At 63.5% G+C, this 15,466-nt stretch carries 12 protein-coding genes and 1 pseudogene; 3 read left to right on the top strand and 10 right to left on the bottom strand.

Translation table 11 applies throughout. The annotated features are described in order from the left end of the window. Nucleotides 1-2 precede the first annotated feature (2 nt). Together tssF and tssG are read left to right on the top strand one after the other, a co-directional pair. The gene (tssF, locus tag ACL2XF_RS22495) at nucleotides 3-1,862 is read left to right on the top strand and encodes a type VI secretion system baseplate subunit TssF (RefSeq protein WP_413727571.1); all 1,860 of its coding nucleotides are present in this window, start codon (nucleotides 3-5) and stop codon (nucleotides 1,860-1,862) included. Beyond that, nucleotides 1,859-2,965: a type VI secretion system baseplate subunit TssG gene (tssG, locus tag ACL2XF_RS22490; protein ID WP_413727570.1), complete on the top strand. Its 1,107-nt coding sequence runs from the start codon at nucleotides 1,859-1,861 to the stop codon at nucleotides 2,963-2,965. Before tssF ends, tssG begins: the two co-directional genes overlap by 4 nt. A gap of 2 nt (nucleotides 2,966-2,967) precedes the next feature. Here the strand turns inward: tssG and ACL2XF_RS22485 are convergent, their stop codons facing one another. From ACL2XF_RS22485 to ACL2XF_RS22440, 10 genes and pseudogenes are all read right to left on the bottom strand, one after another. Then, the gene (locus ACL2XF_RS22485) at nucleotides 2,968-3,390 is read right to left on the bottom strand and encodes a hypothetical protein (RefSeq protein ID WP_413727569.1); all 423 of its coding nucleotides are present in this window, start codon (nucleotides 3,388-3,390) and stop codon (nucleotides 2,968-2,970) included. Nucleotides 3,391-3,397: 7 nt separating this feature from the next. Continuing rightward, nucleotides 3,398-3,925, bottom strand: coding sequence for an Hcp family type VI secretion system effector (locus ACL2XF_RS22480; protein ID WP_413727568.1), 528 nt, complete (start codon nucleotides 3,923-3,925; stop codon nucleotides 3,398-3,400). A 36-nt stretch (nucleotides 3,926-3,961) separates the two neighbouring features. After that, complete coding sequence (gene tssC / locus ACL2XF_RS22475; RefSeq protein ID WP_410016705.1) at nucleotides 3,962-5,440, bottom strand: type VI secretion system contractile sheath large subunit; 1,479 nt, start codon at nucleotides 5,438-5,440, stop codon at nucleotides 3,962-3,964. A 60-nt stretch (nucleotides 5,441-5,500) separates the two neighbouring features. After that, a pseudogene (tssB, locus tag ACL2XF_RS22470) lies at nucleotides 5,501-5,968 on the bottom strand (type VI secretion system contractile sheath small subunit); the annotation flags it as partial. Nucleotides 5,969-5,973: 5 nt separating this feature from the next. Beyond that, on the bottom strand, nucleotides 5,974-6,990 hold the full coding sequence (gene tssA / locus ACL2XF_RS22465) for a type VI secretion system protein TssA (RefSeq protein ID WP_413727567.1): 1,017 nt from the start codon (nucleotides 6,988-6,990) through the stop codon (nucleotides 5,974-5,976). Next, on the bottom strand, nucleotides 6,987-10,541 hold the full coding sequence (gene tssM / locus ACL2XF_RS22460) for a type VI secretion system membrane subunit TssM (RefSeq protein ID WP_413727566.1): 3,555 nt from the start codon (nucleotides 10,539-10,541) through the stop codon (nucleotides 6,987-6,989). The genes tssA and tssM overlap by 4 nt, the downstream gene beginning before the upstream one ends. A gap of 16 nt (nucleotides 10,542-10,557) precedes the next feature. Beyond that, on the bottom strand, nucleotides 10,558-11,736 hold the full coding sequence (gene icmH, locus ACL2XF_RS22455) for a type IVB secretion system protein IcmH/DotU (protein ID WP_413721607.1): 1,179 nt from the start codon (nucleotides 11,734-11,736) through the stop codon (nucleotides 10,558-10,560). Beyond that, entirely contained in the window at nucleotides 11,733-13,082 is a 1,350-nt protein-coding gene (gene tssK, locus ACL2XF_RS22450) for a type VI secretion system baseplate subunit TssK (RefSeq protein ID WP_413727565.1), read from the bottom strand. Before tssK ends, icmH begins: the two co-directional genes overlap by 4 nt. Continuing rightward, the gene (gene tssJ / locus ACL2XF_RS22445) at nucleotides 13,072-13,584 is read right to left on the bottom strand and encodes a type VI secretion system lipoprotein TssJ (RefSeq protein ID WP_410013157.1); all 513 of its coding nucleotides are present in this window, start codon (nucleotides 13,582-13,584) and stop codon (nucleotides 13,072-13,074) included. The genes tssK and tssJ overlap by 11 nt, the downstream gene beginning before the upstream one ends. A 26-nt stretch (nucleotides 13,585-13,610) precedes the next feature. Then, nucleotides 13,611-14,003: a DUF4150 domain-containing protein gene (locus ACL2XF_RS22440; protein WP_410013156.1), complete on the bottom strand. Its 393-nt coding sequence runs from the start codon at nucleotides 14,001-14,003 to the stop codon at nucleotides 13,611-13,613. Between the two features lie 253 nt (nucleotides 14,004-14,256). Between ACL2XF_RS22440 and ACL2XF_RS22435 the strand changes: the two genes are divergently transcribed. Beyond that, complete coding sequence (locus ACL2XF_RS22435) at nucleotides 14,257-15,429, top strand: AAA family ATPase (RefSeq protein ID WP_413727564.1); 1,173 nt, start codon at nucleotides 14,257-14,259, stop codon at nucleotides 15,427-15,429. Nucleotides 15,430-15,466: the final 37 nt, after the last annotated feature.

The raw sequence follows: 15,466 nt of genomic DNA, 5'->3' as shown, positions 1-15,466 counted from the left end.
TGATGGATAGCCGGCTATTGGACTACTACAACCGGGAATTGGCCTGGCTGCGGGAAATGGGCACGGAGTTCGCCGAACAGTATCCCAAGGTCGCCGGGCGCCTGGGCTTACACAGCGCCGAACCGGCCGATCCGTATGTCGAGCGGCTGCTGGAAGGCGTTGCTTTCCTGACCGCGCGCGTCCAGTTGAAAATGGACGCGGAATTTCCGCAGTTCTCCCGGCAACTGCTGGAGATGCTGCACCCTAATTATCTGGCCGCCACGCCGTCGATGGCCATCGTGGAGCTGCGGCCGGATGTCGCCAAGGGAGATATCAGCCAGGGTTACCGGGTGCCGCGCGGCACGGTGATGGACAGCCTGGAACGTAAGTCCCGCGGCGTCACCTGCCGCTTTCGCACCGCCCATGACGTCGACCTCCAGCCGTTACGCATCGAGCAGGTGGCGTTGGGCGGGATTCCGGCGGAGATCCGGCCCGGCGCGCTGGGTCTGGAGGGCTGCGCCTGCGCGCTGCGCATCAGGCTTTCCTGTATCGGCCCGGTTACGCTTGGTGAAATGCGTTGCGATCGGCTGATGTTTTATCTCAGCGGCGGCGATATCCCGGCCCGGCAACTGCTGGAGCTGATCATGCAGCATACGCAAACGGTGCTGGCGCAGACCGGCGGCGGCGCGTCCGTGCGCCTGAACCTGGGCCGGGAGGCGCTGCGCCATGAAGGACTTGACGCCGATCAGGCCATGCTGCCGCCGGACCTGCGCAACCTGGACGCATTTCGCCTGTTGCAGGAATATTTTTGTTTTCCCGCCCGGCTACAGTTTTTCAGCCTGGAGGGATTGCAGCCCTTGTTCGACCGCGGCGGCAAACAGCAACAGCTGGAGATTATCCTGCTGCTGGATCAGGCCGCGCCCGAACTGGAGCGCCAGGTAGATCGGCAGCATCTGGCGCTGCACTGCACGCCGGTCATCAATCTGTTCCCCCGCACCGCTGAACGCATTGTTCTCAATGAACGCCAAACTGAATACCCGGTTATCGTGGATACGCTGCATCCGCTGGATTATGAAGTCCACTCCGTCATACAGCTGCACGGCTTCGGCAGCAAAGGCGAAAACGGCTACCGGCGGCTATTCAGGCCGGTTTACGATCGCCACGATGAAGAGGGGCCTGAGGGCCCGGGCTGGTTTTCCCTGCGCCGGGAGCAGCGCCACTGGCCATCGGCCGCCGATCCGTCGATGGCGTATACCGGCTACAGCGGTTCGCTGGCCTATGTCTCCCTGGCAGACGAACGGCATCCGCCCTGGCATGGAGAACTGGCCTATCTCAGCCCCGAGGTGCTGTGCTGCAATCGCGACCTGCCGCTCACGTTGTTGCAGCAAGATAGGCAATTCGTGATGCGCGACTCTCTGCCGGTGCAACGGGTGGTGTTACGCAACGGACCCAGCCAGCCCCGCCCGGCGCTGGCGGAAAGCGCGTCCTGCTGGCCGCTGATTAACCAGCTGCGCCTCAATTACTTCAGCCTGATGGATAACCACGACGGCGGCGCGGCCCTGCGCCAGCTAGTAGACTTCCACGCCCGCAGGGCCGAGATGACCGTCAGGCAGCAAATTGCCGGCATTCGTCAGTGCCAGCTCCTTCCCTGCCATCGCGTCATGGCGTCCCCGGCCCTTGCCGTACGCGGCATCAGCGTGCGGCTAAGCGTCGATGAACAGGCATTTTCCGGCCTGAGCCCGTGGCTGCTGGGCAGCGTGCTGGCGCGGCTGTTTACGCGCCTGGCCACCATTAACAGCTTTACCGAAACCACGCTCAGCTCGATACAGCGGGGCGCCATCGGCTATTGGCCGCCGCGTCCCGGGGCGGCGACACCTTTATGAAAATTCACCGAGTCCGTCCCTGCCCCGCCCAACGCCGCTTATCTCCGGTTTCACGCCGCCGCGTCACTGCGCCATCCGCTCCAGCCGCTGAGGGCGATACCAATAGCTGGGCCCTGCGCGAGCGCCATCCCTGGGAGTATGATCTGTTTCAACTGCTGCGCCGCGTTGATGCGCAGGGCGGGCTGCGCTACGCGCTGGGACGCGCGCCGCTGCCGCGCGACGAACCGCTGCGCCTGGGCCAGCGGCCGGCGCTGGGTTTTGCCGCCGCCAATATCGCCGCCATCGCGCCGGGGACAGACGCGCGGTTGCGGCGGGTGGATATTAACGGCTTCGGGCTGTTCGGCCCCAACGGTCCCCTGCCGCTGCATCTGACCGAAGAGGTTTACCAACGCCGGCGCCCCGGCCAGGAACCGGCGCTGACGGCCTTCGCCAACCTGTTTCACCACCGGTTGATTACGCTGTTTTATCGCGCCTGGGCCGACGCCCAGCACTGCGTCTCGTTCGATCGGCCGGACAGCCGGCGCTTCGATGGGTATGCCGCCTGCCTGTTGGGAACAGGCCAGCCCGCCGCGCGCGTTGGCGCGCCGGACGCGCAGGCGCGTTATTATATGTCGGGGCATTTAACCCGCGGCCCGCGCAGCGCCGAGGGGCTACGCTCGCTGATACGTCACTTTTTTGCCGTGCCGGCCAGGCTGCGGGAAAACCTGTTCCATTGGCTGCCGCTGCCAGCCGGCGCCCGGCTACGGCTGCACGCCGGTCAACACCGCGCCCGCCTGGGGGGCACACATTGCCTGGGCCTTGCCGTTCCGGACAGGCAGTCCCGGTTCGCCGTCGATATCGGTCCGCTGCCGTGGCGGCAATACCGTCGTTTTTTACCCGCCGGGCATTCCGGCACGCTTGACCGGTTGCGCAAGTGGGTGAGCCATTACGCCGGGGTGGAATTTTCCTGGGAGCTAAGAGTGATCCTGGCGCGGGAGGAATATCGCGGCTGTACGCTGGGAGGCGGCCAGCCGCTGGGACAAGGCAGTTGGCTGGGATATAACCTGCCGTCGGCCCACCGCGACGATTTTGTTTATCGTCCCGATGAGCCGATGGGTTGGTAAACTCAGCAGGCCTTATGGGTCATCTCCCGCTGATAGACCGGTAAAAAAGTCTGGGTAAACAAGGCGTCGGCATCGTTTTGCGACAGCGTGCCGAGACAGGCGCCCAGCGCCGCCAGCATCGCCCGCCGCTGCGCCGGAGTCACCCCGCCCGTGGCGATATCCGCCGGCGGCAGCGCGCCCGGGCCATGTTCCGCCACGGACGCATCATCCGCCCGTGCCGTGAACAACCGCAACGGATCGGTTTCCCTAGCGCCGTAAAGCCGCGATCCGCCGGGCGCCTCCGCCGCCGCGATCCGGCCGGACGCGGGGGGCGCGTCGAAAAGCGCCCCCAATACCCGATCGATATCATTTTCCCGTACCGTCGCGCCCGGAAATTCATTGAGAAAGTTTTCCCAGGTCTCTTGCGGGCGGCGGTCGTCTATCAATGGGTCATTATTTAAACTTGACTTGGGCAGCGGCATTTTTTTTCACATCCCAACCAAATTCAACCTTCGCGCTCAGGGCGCCGGTGCTTAACTGTTCTCCGCAGGTCACGCCCATCACGGCGGGTGAAAAGCGATACAGCACCGCCATGGCGCCGGGCGCCAACGCGTGTCCTTCCCCCGCGCCGGTGCCGGTATGGGGCACGATTTCCACCGCGCTCAGCATCACCTCCTGCAGTTTAATCAGCAGGTAATCCTCGCTGGACTCGGCCGCCTTTCTCAGCCCCAGGGTTACCGCGGGCAGATGCGTGCCCTCGACGCATTTTTTCATCATGGTGGGCAGGGCCTTATCAATCCGCGCTAGCACCTCCAGCTCGCGCACTACCGCCTTGCCGATACCGCCGCCGCCGCCCACGCTGTTCTCCGAGGGCTGGACTATCTGCCAGCGGAAATGCTGCACGTCGATCCAGTCCTTATGTTCCTCGTCCTTGGCTTCGCCTTTAACGCTGTCCACCTGCAAATAAATACTGTTATTCATACTCAGGAATCCTTTCTTACCGCGGGAAAAGGGATGTTAATTGCCACCTTTCAGCGACGGCAGCTTGGACACCAGGCGTAGCGACACCGTCAGGCCCTCCAGTTGGTAATGCGGGCGCAGGAAAAATTTCGCCTGGTAATAACCCGGATTGTCCGCCAGCTCGCTCACCTGCACCTCGGCCGCCGCCAGCGGGCGGCGCGCTTTGGTTTGCTGCGATGAGTTAACCGGATCTCCATCAACATAATTTATTATCCAATTATTTAGCCATAGCTCCATTTCACTGCGGGTTTGGAAGGTTCCCACCTTGTCGCGCACGATGCACTTCAGGTAATGGGCGAAACGGCAGCAGGCGAAAAGATAAGGCAGGCGCGCGGCCAGGTTGGCGTTGGCGCTGGCGTCGGGATCGCTGTATTCCGCGGGTTTTTGCAGCGACTGGGCGCCGATAAACGCCGCGAAATCGGAGTTTTTACGGTACACCAGCGGCATAAAACCGTTTTTGGCCAGCTCCGCCTCGCGCCTGTCACTGATGGCGATTTCGGTCGGGCATTTTAGATCCACGCCGCCGTCGTCGGTGGGGAACATATGGCATAAGAGATTATCCACCGCGCCGCCCGACTCCACGCCGCGAATGGAAGTACACCAGCCGTATTCCTGGAACGAACGGTTGATATTCACCGCCATGGCGTACGCGGCGTTCATCCAGGTGAAATTGGCATGGGTGGCGCCGTCGGTCTGCTCTTCAAACAAAAAGGCGTGGACGGGATTGCCGGCCAGGCCATAAGGCAAACGCGCCAGCAGGCGCGGCAATACCAGCCCGAGATAGCGGGAGTCTTCCGATTCCCGCAGCATGCGCCAGGCGGCGTATTCGGTATTCTGCACGATCTTGCCCAAGTCGCGGGGATTGGACAGCTCCTGCCACGACTCCATCTGCATCACCCCGGGCGACGCGCCGCTGATAAAAGGGCAATGGGCGGCGGAGGCGATAAGCGACAGCTCGCGTAACAGTTCCACATCCTGCGGACTGTGATCAAAATAATAATCGCCGACGAGACAGCCCAGCGGCTCGCCGCCAAACTGGCCGTACTCCTCTTCATAAACGCGTTTAAAGATCGGGCTTTGATCCCAGCTGGCGCCTTTATAGCGTTTAAGCGTGAGCCCCAGTTCTTTTTTGCTCAGGTTCATCACGCGGATTTTCAGCATATCGCTGCTGGCGGTATTGGCGACCAGATAATGCAGCCCGCGCCAGGCCCCTTCCAGCCGCTGGAATTCGGGATGATGGAGGATGATGTTGATTTGCCGCGACAGGGTTTGATCGATAAGCGCAATCAGGCCCTGAATGGTGCTGAAGGCATCCCGGGATAATGTCACCCGGTAGGCCAGCGCCTGCTGCGCCATGGCCCTGACCGCCAACTCCAGCGCGGCGCGCGCTTCGTCGGTCTTGGTACGGAACTGCTCTTCGATCACCGCGCCGATGGCCGGCGGCAAAATGCGTCCGCCGCCCCCGGCGGCGTACATCGGCGAGTAGGGTAATAGATCCTGCCCGCCGGTATCGGCCGACGCGCCGGCCAGGCCCCGCAGCAGCTGGTCATCATTCAGCACCGAGGCCATCAGTTCCTCGGCGCCATGTTTGCCATCCATATAGGAAAGCAGGTTGGAGAGCTGGATGTGCGCCTCCAGCAGCGCGTTCAGCGGTTCGACCTGGTGCGCTATCGCCTCCGGCAAAAAGTCGTCCATCTCGTTAAAGACGAGCGACACCGGCAGGTCGTCGACGCCGGTCAGGGTATTTTCCACCCGGATGGCGATACCCGGCTGGAACGATTTCATCCGTTCATTAAAATTATCACTATCGATATCGAGGAATTTCCGGTCATCGATCCGTACCGGCGGTTCGTGCGCCCCGCCGCTCAAATCCGCCATGACGCCCATGACAAACGGCAGCTGAACCGTGCGTTCGGCGCCGTATAATTCCACCTCATACTCGATTTGCACGCGCGGCGCGCGATGGCGGGCGATCAATTTTTGTCCGCTGTGTGCTTCTTTCATCTCTCTTACTCCTTAAGGCTCTCGCAGCCGAAAAAATGCTCTAACTGGCTTGCCGCCTCCGGCGCCAGGTTGCGCACTATCGCCAGAAAGTCCTGGCTCATTAACCGCTGGATACGCGCAATCATCAACGGCGCCGGATGGCTGGACTCGTAGCGCCGGAAATAGATCTTTACCTGTTCCAGCGCCTGGTAGGCGTCGTCGCGGGTGAGGATATCGCCCTCGCGCCGGGACGACGGTGTGGTCGCCGCGCCGTTATCGGGCGGGGTGCGGCGGGGAAATAAGGAACCTTCCGCCGGCGCGGGAGGCGGCGGCGCGGTATCGTGGACCATCAGCGGCTGGGACAAGGCGCGCAGGGAAGCCAGCACGCCGGGCATGTCCGGGATCGCCGTTTCGCCCAAATGCGTGCGCAGCAGGTTGAAAAGCCGCTCCAGGGCGGAACAGATCAACGGCAGATAGCGCGCGTGCGTCTCCAGCCCCCGCCGTAGGAGGACGGTCAGCCGCGCCGATTCGCCGGGGAGCTCCGCGGCCCTTATACCGTCGAGGGCGGCCGCGGCATCGGCAAACGACAGGCTGTGGCCCGCTTCGCGTACAAACAGGCTATGGCGCAGCAATTTCGCCAGCTCAAAGCCATCGCCCAGCTCGCGCAGCACGTTAATGCGCATCAGGGGATCGGACTCGCCCTCCAGCGCCAGCGGCGGCAACAGCGTCGGCCAATACCGCTCGAGCGCTTCGCCCATCAGCATAATGCCGTCGGCGTAACCGGGCACGCCGCGCAGGGCGGTCCAGGATTGCGCCAGCAACAGCATCACGCGCAGATCCTTGCTGCGCGCCAGCAGTCCGAGGGCTTGTTGCTCCACCCGGCGCCAGTCCGGTTCCAGCGCCGGGATCAGCATATCGCCGAACTGTTGTTCCGCTTTACCGCGCGCCAGCTGGTGCAGCTGAATAAAGGCCAGGTCGTATTCCAGGTTTTCGCCGCAGGGCGCGTCGGTGCTTACCGGCGTAAGCAGGGCGTTGATGTTCATAGCGGTTCCGGTTGCGCGACACAGCTGAAGTGCGGCAGGGTAAAGGGGTTGCGCACGTTGTCCGGGATAATTTCCAGCGTCACGTTGCGGCCAGCCAGGGTGAAGGTGATATGCTGCGCGCCATCGTTGCCCGTCCGCCGGCTTTGGCCGCCGTCGAGCAGCCGGTTCAGCGCCCACGGCCCCTCCCGTTCCAGGGTGGCGATGGTGCCGTCGGCCAGGCCGGCGCTCAGCCGCGCTTTGCCCGTACCCCGCGCGCCCGGCCAGTTCAGGTGATAGGCAATCGACGGGCCGTGGTTATAGCTGAGCATCTGCCCGTCGATATCAAGCGACAGGCTGAGAATGCCGTTGTCCATCTTTACGGGGCGCAGGGTAAAGGAAAAGACGGGGCGGGTCGCGCCCGGCGGGAAGAACGCATCGCCGATAGCACGGGCGGCGCGGAAAAAGTGCAGCAATGCCTCCCCGGCCGCCTCGTCGCCGGCGTTGATCCCGGGGAAAAAATGCCAGCGATTGGCGCAGGCTTCCACGCTGTCCGCCAGGTGCTGTCGCCAAAAACGATCGGCCAGCCCCGTTTCCGGCGCAAACAGACGCGCCATATCGTCCGGACTGAGATCGATCGCGCCCTGCGGCGATAAAGGATAACGGCCATCGGCGACCTGCCGGCAATACGCGCCGATCTGGGTATCGAACAGCCGCCGCAGCCGCCGCTGCGTTTGGCGCCGGGTATCATGGCCGGCGCCCTCGGCAAGCTCAAGGATCAGGCGGCGCATCGGCTGCGGCAAACGCAAGGCATCCGCCCGCAGCCGGGAGAGGGTCTCTCCTGGCGCAGGCGCCGTATCGCCGCTGTTGTGCAGCGCGACCAGATAGCGGTATACGCAGCCCAGCTGTGTGAGAATAGCGTCAAAGGCGATGGCGGCGCCGTTTTCATCGCCCGGGCGGGACAGCGCGATAAGATCCCGGTAGTGGTGCCTTACCTTCAGCTCGGGCCCTTCCTGACCTTCCCGGTTCCCCCGCTGGGGAAACAGTGTGTTCAGCAACCCGCGGGTGCCGGCGCCGAGCTGCCGCCCGAAGTCCGGCGATGACGCCTGCGCATCGCCCGGCGGCGACAAGGCGAGGATGTCGCCGATACGCGTCACCAGGCAACGCAGCGGCGAATGTTCGCCGGACAGGATACGCGCGCTGTCGATGCGCCGGTTCAGGTCCGGCGCGGGCATCAGGCCGATATCGCCGAGAAAGTTATCCCAGCGGGTAATAAATTCGTTCATATAACAATGCCGTACGTTGGCGGCCAGTTCGTCCTCATCCGCCGCCAGGGTCTGGTTCAGCACCCAGCGGTCCTCCTCCTGTAGCCGGCGCAGGGCGACGGCGACCCGGGGATGAAAGCCCAGCCAATACCCTGCGGGGGTAAACAGACCGGGGAGCGTATCCGTGGCCGGAAGGCCGCTGTTGCGTATCAGTACCTGCTCCGCCTCGGCGCCCGCCAGATCGATAAGGCTGATGGCCTTGAACCGGCTGTCGTTAATAAGCAATGGTTTCAGCCGCTGGTAGACGCGCTGGGCAAGCGGGTGCTGGCGGATGGCAGACTGCGCCGTCTCGATCAGACGCTGGTCTTTGTCGTTGGGCGACAGCAGCGGCGCGTCGGTTATCAGTTGCGCGAGATGCCGGCGCAATTGTTCATTCCCGGCGCTGTCGAGCTGCGCCGCGCCCGGCATCGCCGGCAGGGTCATCAGCACCCAGGAGCGTAAAAACCCGCCGTCGTAATGCTGCGGCTCATACAGCATTTGATAGGCTTTCAGCGCCTGATAAGTGAAATCCGTCTCGCCGCCATGCGCCCGGGCCAGCACCGCGGCAAGCTGCTGCGTCACCAGCGGCAGCAGCACGCGCTTCAGGGCGTGCCGGTAGACCAGTTCGCCGGCGCCGTGCAGCATCCGGCCCCGGTACAGGCCCATACGATGGTCCAGCGGGGGGCGGCGATAATCAAAGACCCCGGTTTCGGCCCAGACGCCCAGTCCGTTAAAGAAGGGCATTATCTGGGCCAGCCCGGGGTCGGGCGCACGCAAGATAGCGGCGCTAAGCTGTTCCAGCGCCTGGGTGCGCGCCTGTACCCGTGCCAGGTACTGATGGTTATTATGATAGCTGGCGATACCCAGGCTCCCCGCCGCCAGCAGCAGCGCCGATAACAGGCCGTAGCCCGCGAGGTAACCCAACCGGCGACGGCATATGGCCCAGCGGCGGGTGCCCGCCAGGTCGCCTTCGGCCAGGATAATGTCCCGAAACAGCGTCTTGAGGAAATAGCTTTGCGGCGTCGGCGCGGCCACATTGGCCGTGGCCATATCCGCCGGCGTGAAGCGGTAATCGAACAAATCGTCCTGGCGGGCCGTTAACGCGCCGGCGGCCGGTCCGGTTTTCTGGTTGGCGCTGGTAAACCAGACGCCCCGTGGCGCGGGCGCGGCCCCCTCGGGAAAGGAGGCAAAGATAATCTCCAGGTAACGCAGCAGCGGCTGGCGCAGCGCGGCAAAGGCCTGGGGCAGGGCCAGGCATTTGCCGCGCTGCCTGGCATCGGGCTCCGCCAGCAGCGTATCCGCCAAGGCGTCATCTAACCGCCGCTGCAACCGGTCGAAGGCCTGCGCAAAGGCTTCTGGCAGCGAGAACCCATCTTCGGACCCGCCCCGCCAAGGAAAATCCATGCCCCAGGGCTGCGCCAATTCAGGACCGTCGAAGCGGCTGAAATACTGGCTAAACCCCGCCAGGCAATCGGTCTTGGTGATCATGATATACACCGGCAGGACAATTTTAAGCTGCCGCCCCAGCTCCAGCAGGCGTCGGCGCAACAATCCGGCCTGCCGGCAGTGCTCTTCCCGCGAGGGCTGCAGCAGATCCTGCGCGCTTATTGTCAGCACCACCCCGTTAAGCGGCCGGCGGGCGCGATGGCGCTTGAGCAATGCCAGCATCTGTTGCCAACGGCTGTCGCCGTCGGCCAGAAAGCTGCCGCAGGGACTGATCACCACGCCCAGGGAGGTAAAATACCAGTCGCAACGGCCCGGCCCGTCCGCCGCGCCGGCGTCCGGGGCCTGGGGTTCGAGAAAATCGAGCTCAGCGTTTTGCAGGGCCCTGGACTTGCCGCTGCCGCCGGCGCCCAGCATCAGGTACCACGGCAGCCGATACAAATACGCGCGCCCGAAGACCGGCAGTCCCTCCTTTTTCAGCCCGGCGCCATAACCATGATGCCGCTTGAGGATCCTGGCCGCCAGTTTAAACCCTGCGGCAAGCGGGGTTTCCTCCCTCGCTGACGGCGTCCGCTCCGCCGTCAGCAGTTGCCGTCGCACACTGCGCCGGAAACGGGCCTGACGCATTGAGGAGAGGGATCGCGACAGCAGCCAAAACGCCGTCACCGCGCCGATAACCTGATAACGGACAGCGTCAGACGCCAGGGGATGCACCCCGCCGACGTCAAGCCGGGGGCCCACAAACCAGACGGCCAGGCCAACTCCCGCCGCCGCGCAAACGCCACGCCAGATTCCGCCGCCGTACAGCGCCCCCATCATTTTTAACATGTTCGTGCTCCCCGCCTCATTCTGTGTCGCCGCCGGCCAGGTTAAAGGCAATATCGATGCGTCGGTTAAGGGCGCGATTTTCCGCCGTGGTATTCGGCACCAGCGGCGTCTTGCCGGCGGCGCTTTGCGCCACCACCCGTCCCGGCTGATCCAGCGCCTGGCGCAGCATCAGGGCGACGGTTTCGGCGCGCGCCAGCGCCAGCGCGTCATTAGAAGTAAAAGCGGCGCCATGGATCGGCTGGTTATCGCTATGCCCGCGCACCGTTACCACGCCGGTGGTCTGCGCCAGATGCCGGGCAATCAGGAAGATAACGTCTTGATACGATGGGTGGAGCGTCGCGGAGGCCGACGCGAATACGTCGCCGCCGCGCAGCGTGATAACCCCCTGCTCATCCCGCAGGGACACCGCCACGCGGTTAGCGGCAATATCCGCCGCCAGGGCCTGCATCAGCTCCGGCAGCGACATCCCGGCCACCGACGGGGGCGCCTTGGGCAGTTGCAGGCTGAACAGCCTGTTTTGCACCCCGGTGGCAGCGACGTCCAGCCGGTTATTAAGGACGATATACAGCAAGCCAAGCAGCATCCCGCCCAACAAGACGCATAGCGGCGGCGCCAGCCGCGCCCTGGAGGTCCGCCGGGGGGCGGGGTGTTGCGCGCGCGGTTCACCCAGGGGACGGGCGTATTCACCCCTGATGCTGCGAATCTGCCGCGCCAGCCGCTGGGTCAGGATTTCCAGCCGGTAAATGCCGTTTTCCATGACCCGGTAGCGGCCGCCGAAACCCAATAACAAACAAAAATAGAGCAGCTCCAGCAGATCGATATGCTGCTCGGGCTGTTGCAACAATGTCGCCATCAGTTGGAAAAATTTCTCGCCGCCGTTGGTTTCATTATGAAAAGCCACCAGCAGGCCGTTGCCCGCCCAAATGCTGCTTTGCCCCCAGGAGGTCAGCGCCACCGCCTCGTCCAGGGCGGTACACAGGCAATAGCGCGCGCCGATAATCACGTTATAGCCCAGCGCCGCTTCCTGGCAAACCTGCTCGAAACGGCGCATTTCATCGATCATCCGCAGGCGCAGCGCCCCGGCATCCTCGGGCGGCTGCGCGTAACGTAAATGCGCCACGGCGTTCAGCAGCGGACCGGCCGCCGCCAGCAGCCGGTTGGGCTGCGCGTGCTGCATGCGAGCGTGGTCTGTCATGGCGGTGGTCCACCCGGCGGGGATTGACGCCTTATGGCCCATAATTGAATGTCCAGCCGGGCGAATTCGTCGGTAAGGTACAGGGCGAAGGCCCCGGTTTTGGCCAACTGCGGCCATAATGCGCCGCTATTTTCCAGGGCAAAGCAGCTGGCGCCCGTTCGGGAAGGCAGCTGGCGCGGCGCCTGCGCCAGGGGCCGCAAGGGGATACCCGGCAATTGCAGTTGCACCACGTCGCGGATGCAGCACGCCGGCGCAATCTTGATTTGCGCCAGAAACGCGCTCGTTTGCGCCCCGCCCTCGAGTTCCGCCACCCTTAAGACAAAGTCAAACCGGTCCGGCATCTCTTTATCCGGCAATGTGGCCACGCTCAAGCCCGGCATCTTCTCGGTCAGCGGCAGGGGGATGGCGCTGTCTTCAAGCGCGATAAACAATCCCTGGCGCAGCAGCGACATCAAGAGGCCAAAGCAGCCGCCGATATCCGCATGGTCATACACCGGGATATCGCCTGCAAAGACATGCGGCGCCCGGTACACCGCCAGCTCCAGCGCAAACGGCAGCCATGCGGAGAACAGGCGCTCCGGATGTACCCTCGGGGCGTGCAGCAGATGATCTACCCTGGCGCTGAACCGATGGATAAGCGCCTGCAGCATCAGGTCCGCCGCCCTATTGTGCCCTTCGTCCCGCTGTTGCAGCTGGCGGCCCAGCCGCTGGCGTCGCTGTTGCAGCAAGCCCGCCAGCTCCCGGACATATTCCTGCAGCGCCGGGCTGGCGCGGCTGTCCAGCAGGGGAGGAAGATAACCGGGATCCAGCAACACGCCGCCGTCCCGATCCTTCGCCAGCACCCGAACCGCGCCCATGGCTATCCATTCGCCGTTAAGTTCATGTTCCGGCAGCAGCCGCAGGCGCAGCCTGCCGCACTGGATCTTCGCGCCGCCCGCGGACAACGCGTTGGTGTCGGCAACCTCTTTTTCAAACGCCAGGTGACGGGCCAGCGAATCCGCCGCTTCGGTAAAAATGACCGCTTCCCGTCCCGCGCGCCGGACCGGCAATGCCAGAACGATGGTCACTCCGCCGCAGCCGGCGCGGATATCCAGCGCCGCCGGCGCATCGCAGGGATCGGTGAAATCGAACAGCGTACCGTCCGGCAGGATGCCGGCGCCGGCGGCCAGCGCCACCTTGCCCAGCGCCAGCAGGCTTTCATCCACCCGCAGGATGGAAAATCCCCAGGGATAGCGGCCATCCCGCAGGTGCCATTGGCGCTGCTCCAGATACTCCTCGGCCTGCTGGAAATGATGAGGACGCAGGAACATCCCCTCCACCCACAGCACTTTATGGTTATTTTTCATTATCATTTCCCTGCAAACCGTCCGGGGTCACGGTAATCCGGCGCAAAACGGGCGGAGGCGGCCGGAGCATCGTCCATACCGAGGCCGCAGGCCGCGGCGGCAGAGGCAATAGCAGCCGCCAGCGTTTATGGGCGAGATCCTGGTACTCGGCAAAGATGCCCAGGTAATGAACATCGTCCGCCGTTGGCAGCGGCAGGACCCGGCACTTATCGTCGGGCAGCAGGAAAATTTCTTCTCCGGCGCGCACCTGCCCGCGCAGCGTCTTATGCGCGTCACGTTGCAGGTCCTCATAGCCGGCCGACAAAAAGCGGGAGGGATCGGTAAGCTGCAATACGGTTATTTTTAGCGGTGATCCGTTATTCACCCGGCCGCGGGCGTTCAACGCCAGGCGATCGCCGCCGCCACTGTCTTGCGGGGTTATTTCCGCCGGCGCGCAGGCGCTGATAAACGCCGTCAGCGCCAGGAGGCCGGGAAAACGAAGCCGAAAAAACAGTGAAGACATATAAAGAATCCTGTTACCGGCGGGGGTTACATTCCAAGCATCATGATTTTCAGCTGGCTGGGAAGCAGCCGCATGCCCACCATATTGGTACCGTTCTGCAGGCTCAGGCTGGTCATGCGGGTGGCGGGAGAACCTTTGATCAGGGTGGTGAACGCGCCGGTTAAATGGCGCGAGGTCCCCATTACCGTACCCGACATTACCCCCAGGCTAATGCCGGCATTGTCGCCGAAGCTGGCATAGGTCAGGGTGGCCATATTATGCGCGGGCAGCCCGCCGAACAGGATGGTATAGGTATGCGGCGTCGCCGTGCAGCCCAGCGCCATATTGGGGTAAGGCACCGGTACGGGCACCGGCGCCGGCGTCAGGCAGACGTCGGGAAACGCCAAATCCATGCCGAATAATTGACAATTCGCAAACATACCCCTATTCCCTTTTCGCCAGCGGCGCCAGGCCAAAAACAGTGGCGACCACGCTATCAAACAACGGGAAAAAACCGCTACGGCGTTTACCTGATTTTATGCTCAACCATTGCGTTGCCGGCGTGGCCCGCAACCCGCTAACATTAGCGGCGGGGAGGCCGTTGGCGGTGGATAGCCGTTGGAAAACCGCGACCCAGGGTTATTTTTCTGTGGTATGGTTTAGCCGTCGCGTCAGCCATGGAGTCGTGTCCCGATGATTAACCTGCTTGCCGTTTCCGGCTACCGTTCCCTGCGTGATCTGACGCTGGAAATCGGGCAAATTACCGTGATAACCGGGCCGAACGGCGCGGGCAAATCCAGTATCTACCGCGCGCTGAATCTCCTGGCCGACATTGCCCAGGACCGCATAGTGCAGTCGCTGGCCGCGGACGGAGGGCTGCATTCCACCCTATGGGCCGGCCCGGAAACGTTTTCGCGCGCGATGATCAACGGCACGCTTCCCGTGCAGGGGACCCAGTCCCGGCAGGCGCCTGTCAGCCTGAAGCTGGGATTTTCCGGCGATACCTTTGGTTATGCCATTGATTTGGGTTTGCCTGAGAAACGCGACATGCCCCCCGGCAAAGCGATGTTTAACCGCGATCCCCACATTAAAACAGAAGTGGTCTGGCATGGTCCGCTGTACAGCAAAAGCGCGACGCTTGCGGATCGCCATGGGCCCGCCGTGCGGATACGCGATGAACGCGGCGTGTGGCAAACGCCGTTCCAGCACCTGGCGGTCTTCGACAGTATGATGACACACTGTATCGATCCGCTTAATGCGCCGGAGCTGCTGATGCTGCGGGAGACCATGCGCGGCTGGCGCTTTTACGATCATCTGCGTACCGATCGCGACGCCCCGGCGCGCCGGCCGCAGATTGGCACCTATACGCCGGTGCTGTCCGGGGACGGCGCCGACCTGGCCGCCGCCATCCAGACCATTTATGACATCGGCTTTGCCGAGGATTTGGACGAGACCATCGACGACGCATTCCCCGGCGCGGCGCTGCGCGTCGCGCAAAACGACGGTTACCTGGAGCTGCGCATGACGCAGCACGGGCTGCTGCGCCCCCTGAAGGCCGCGGAACTGTCGGACGGCACGCTGCGCTTTTTGCTGCTGGCGGCGGCGCTGCATTCGCCTCGTCCCCCTGAGCTGATGATTCTCAATGAGCCGGAAACCAGCCTGCATCCTGAGCTGCTGCCGGCGCTGGCGCGCTTGATTACCGCCGCCGGGCGCAGAACGCAGATCGTGATTGTTTCCCATGCGGCGGCCCTGGTGGACGCACTGCGCGCGGCATCGTCAATCACGGCCATTGTGCTGCAAAAACGGCTGGGGGAAACGCTGGTGGTGGACGACGACGGGCCATTATGGCATTGGCCGGCGCGCTGATTCTTTTCCTCACCGGCGGAAAACCGTTCAACCAGGC

The sequence above is a fragment of the Sodalis sp. RH19 genome (assembly GCF_047324215.1).
GTDB lineage: Bacteria > Pseudomonadota > Gammaproteobacteria > Enterobacterales > Enterobacteriaceae > Acerihabitans.
This window is presented reverse-complemented; position numbering and strand designations above follow the sequence as displayed.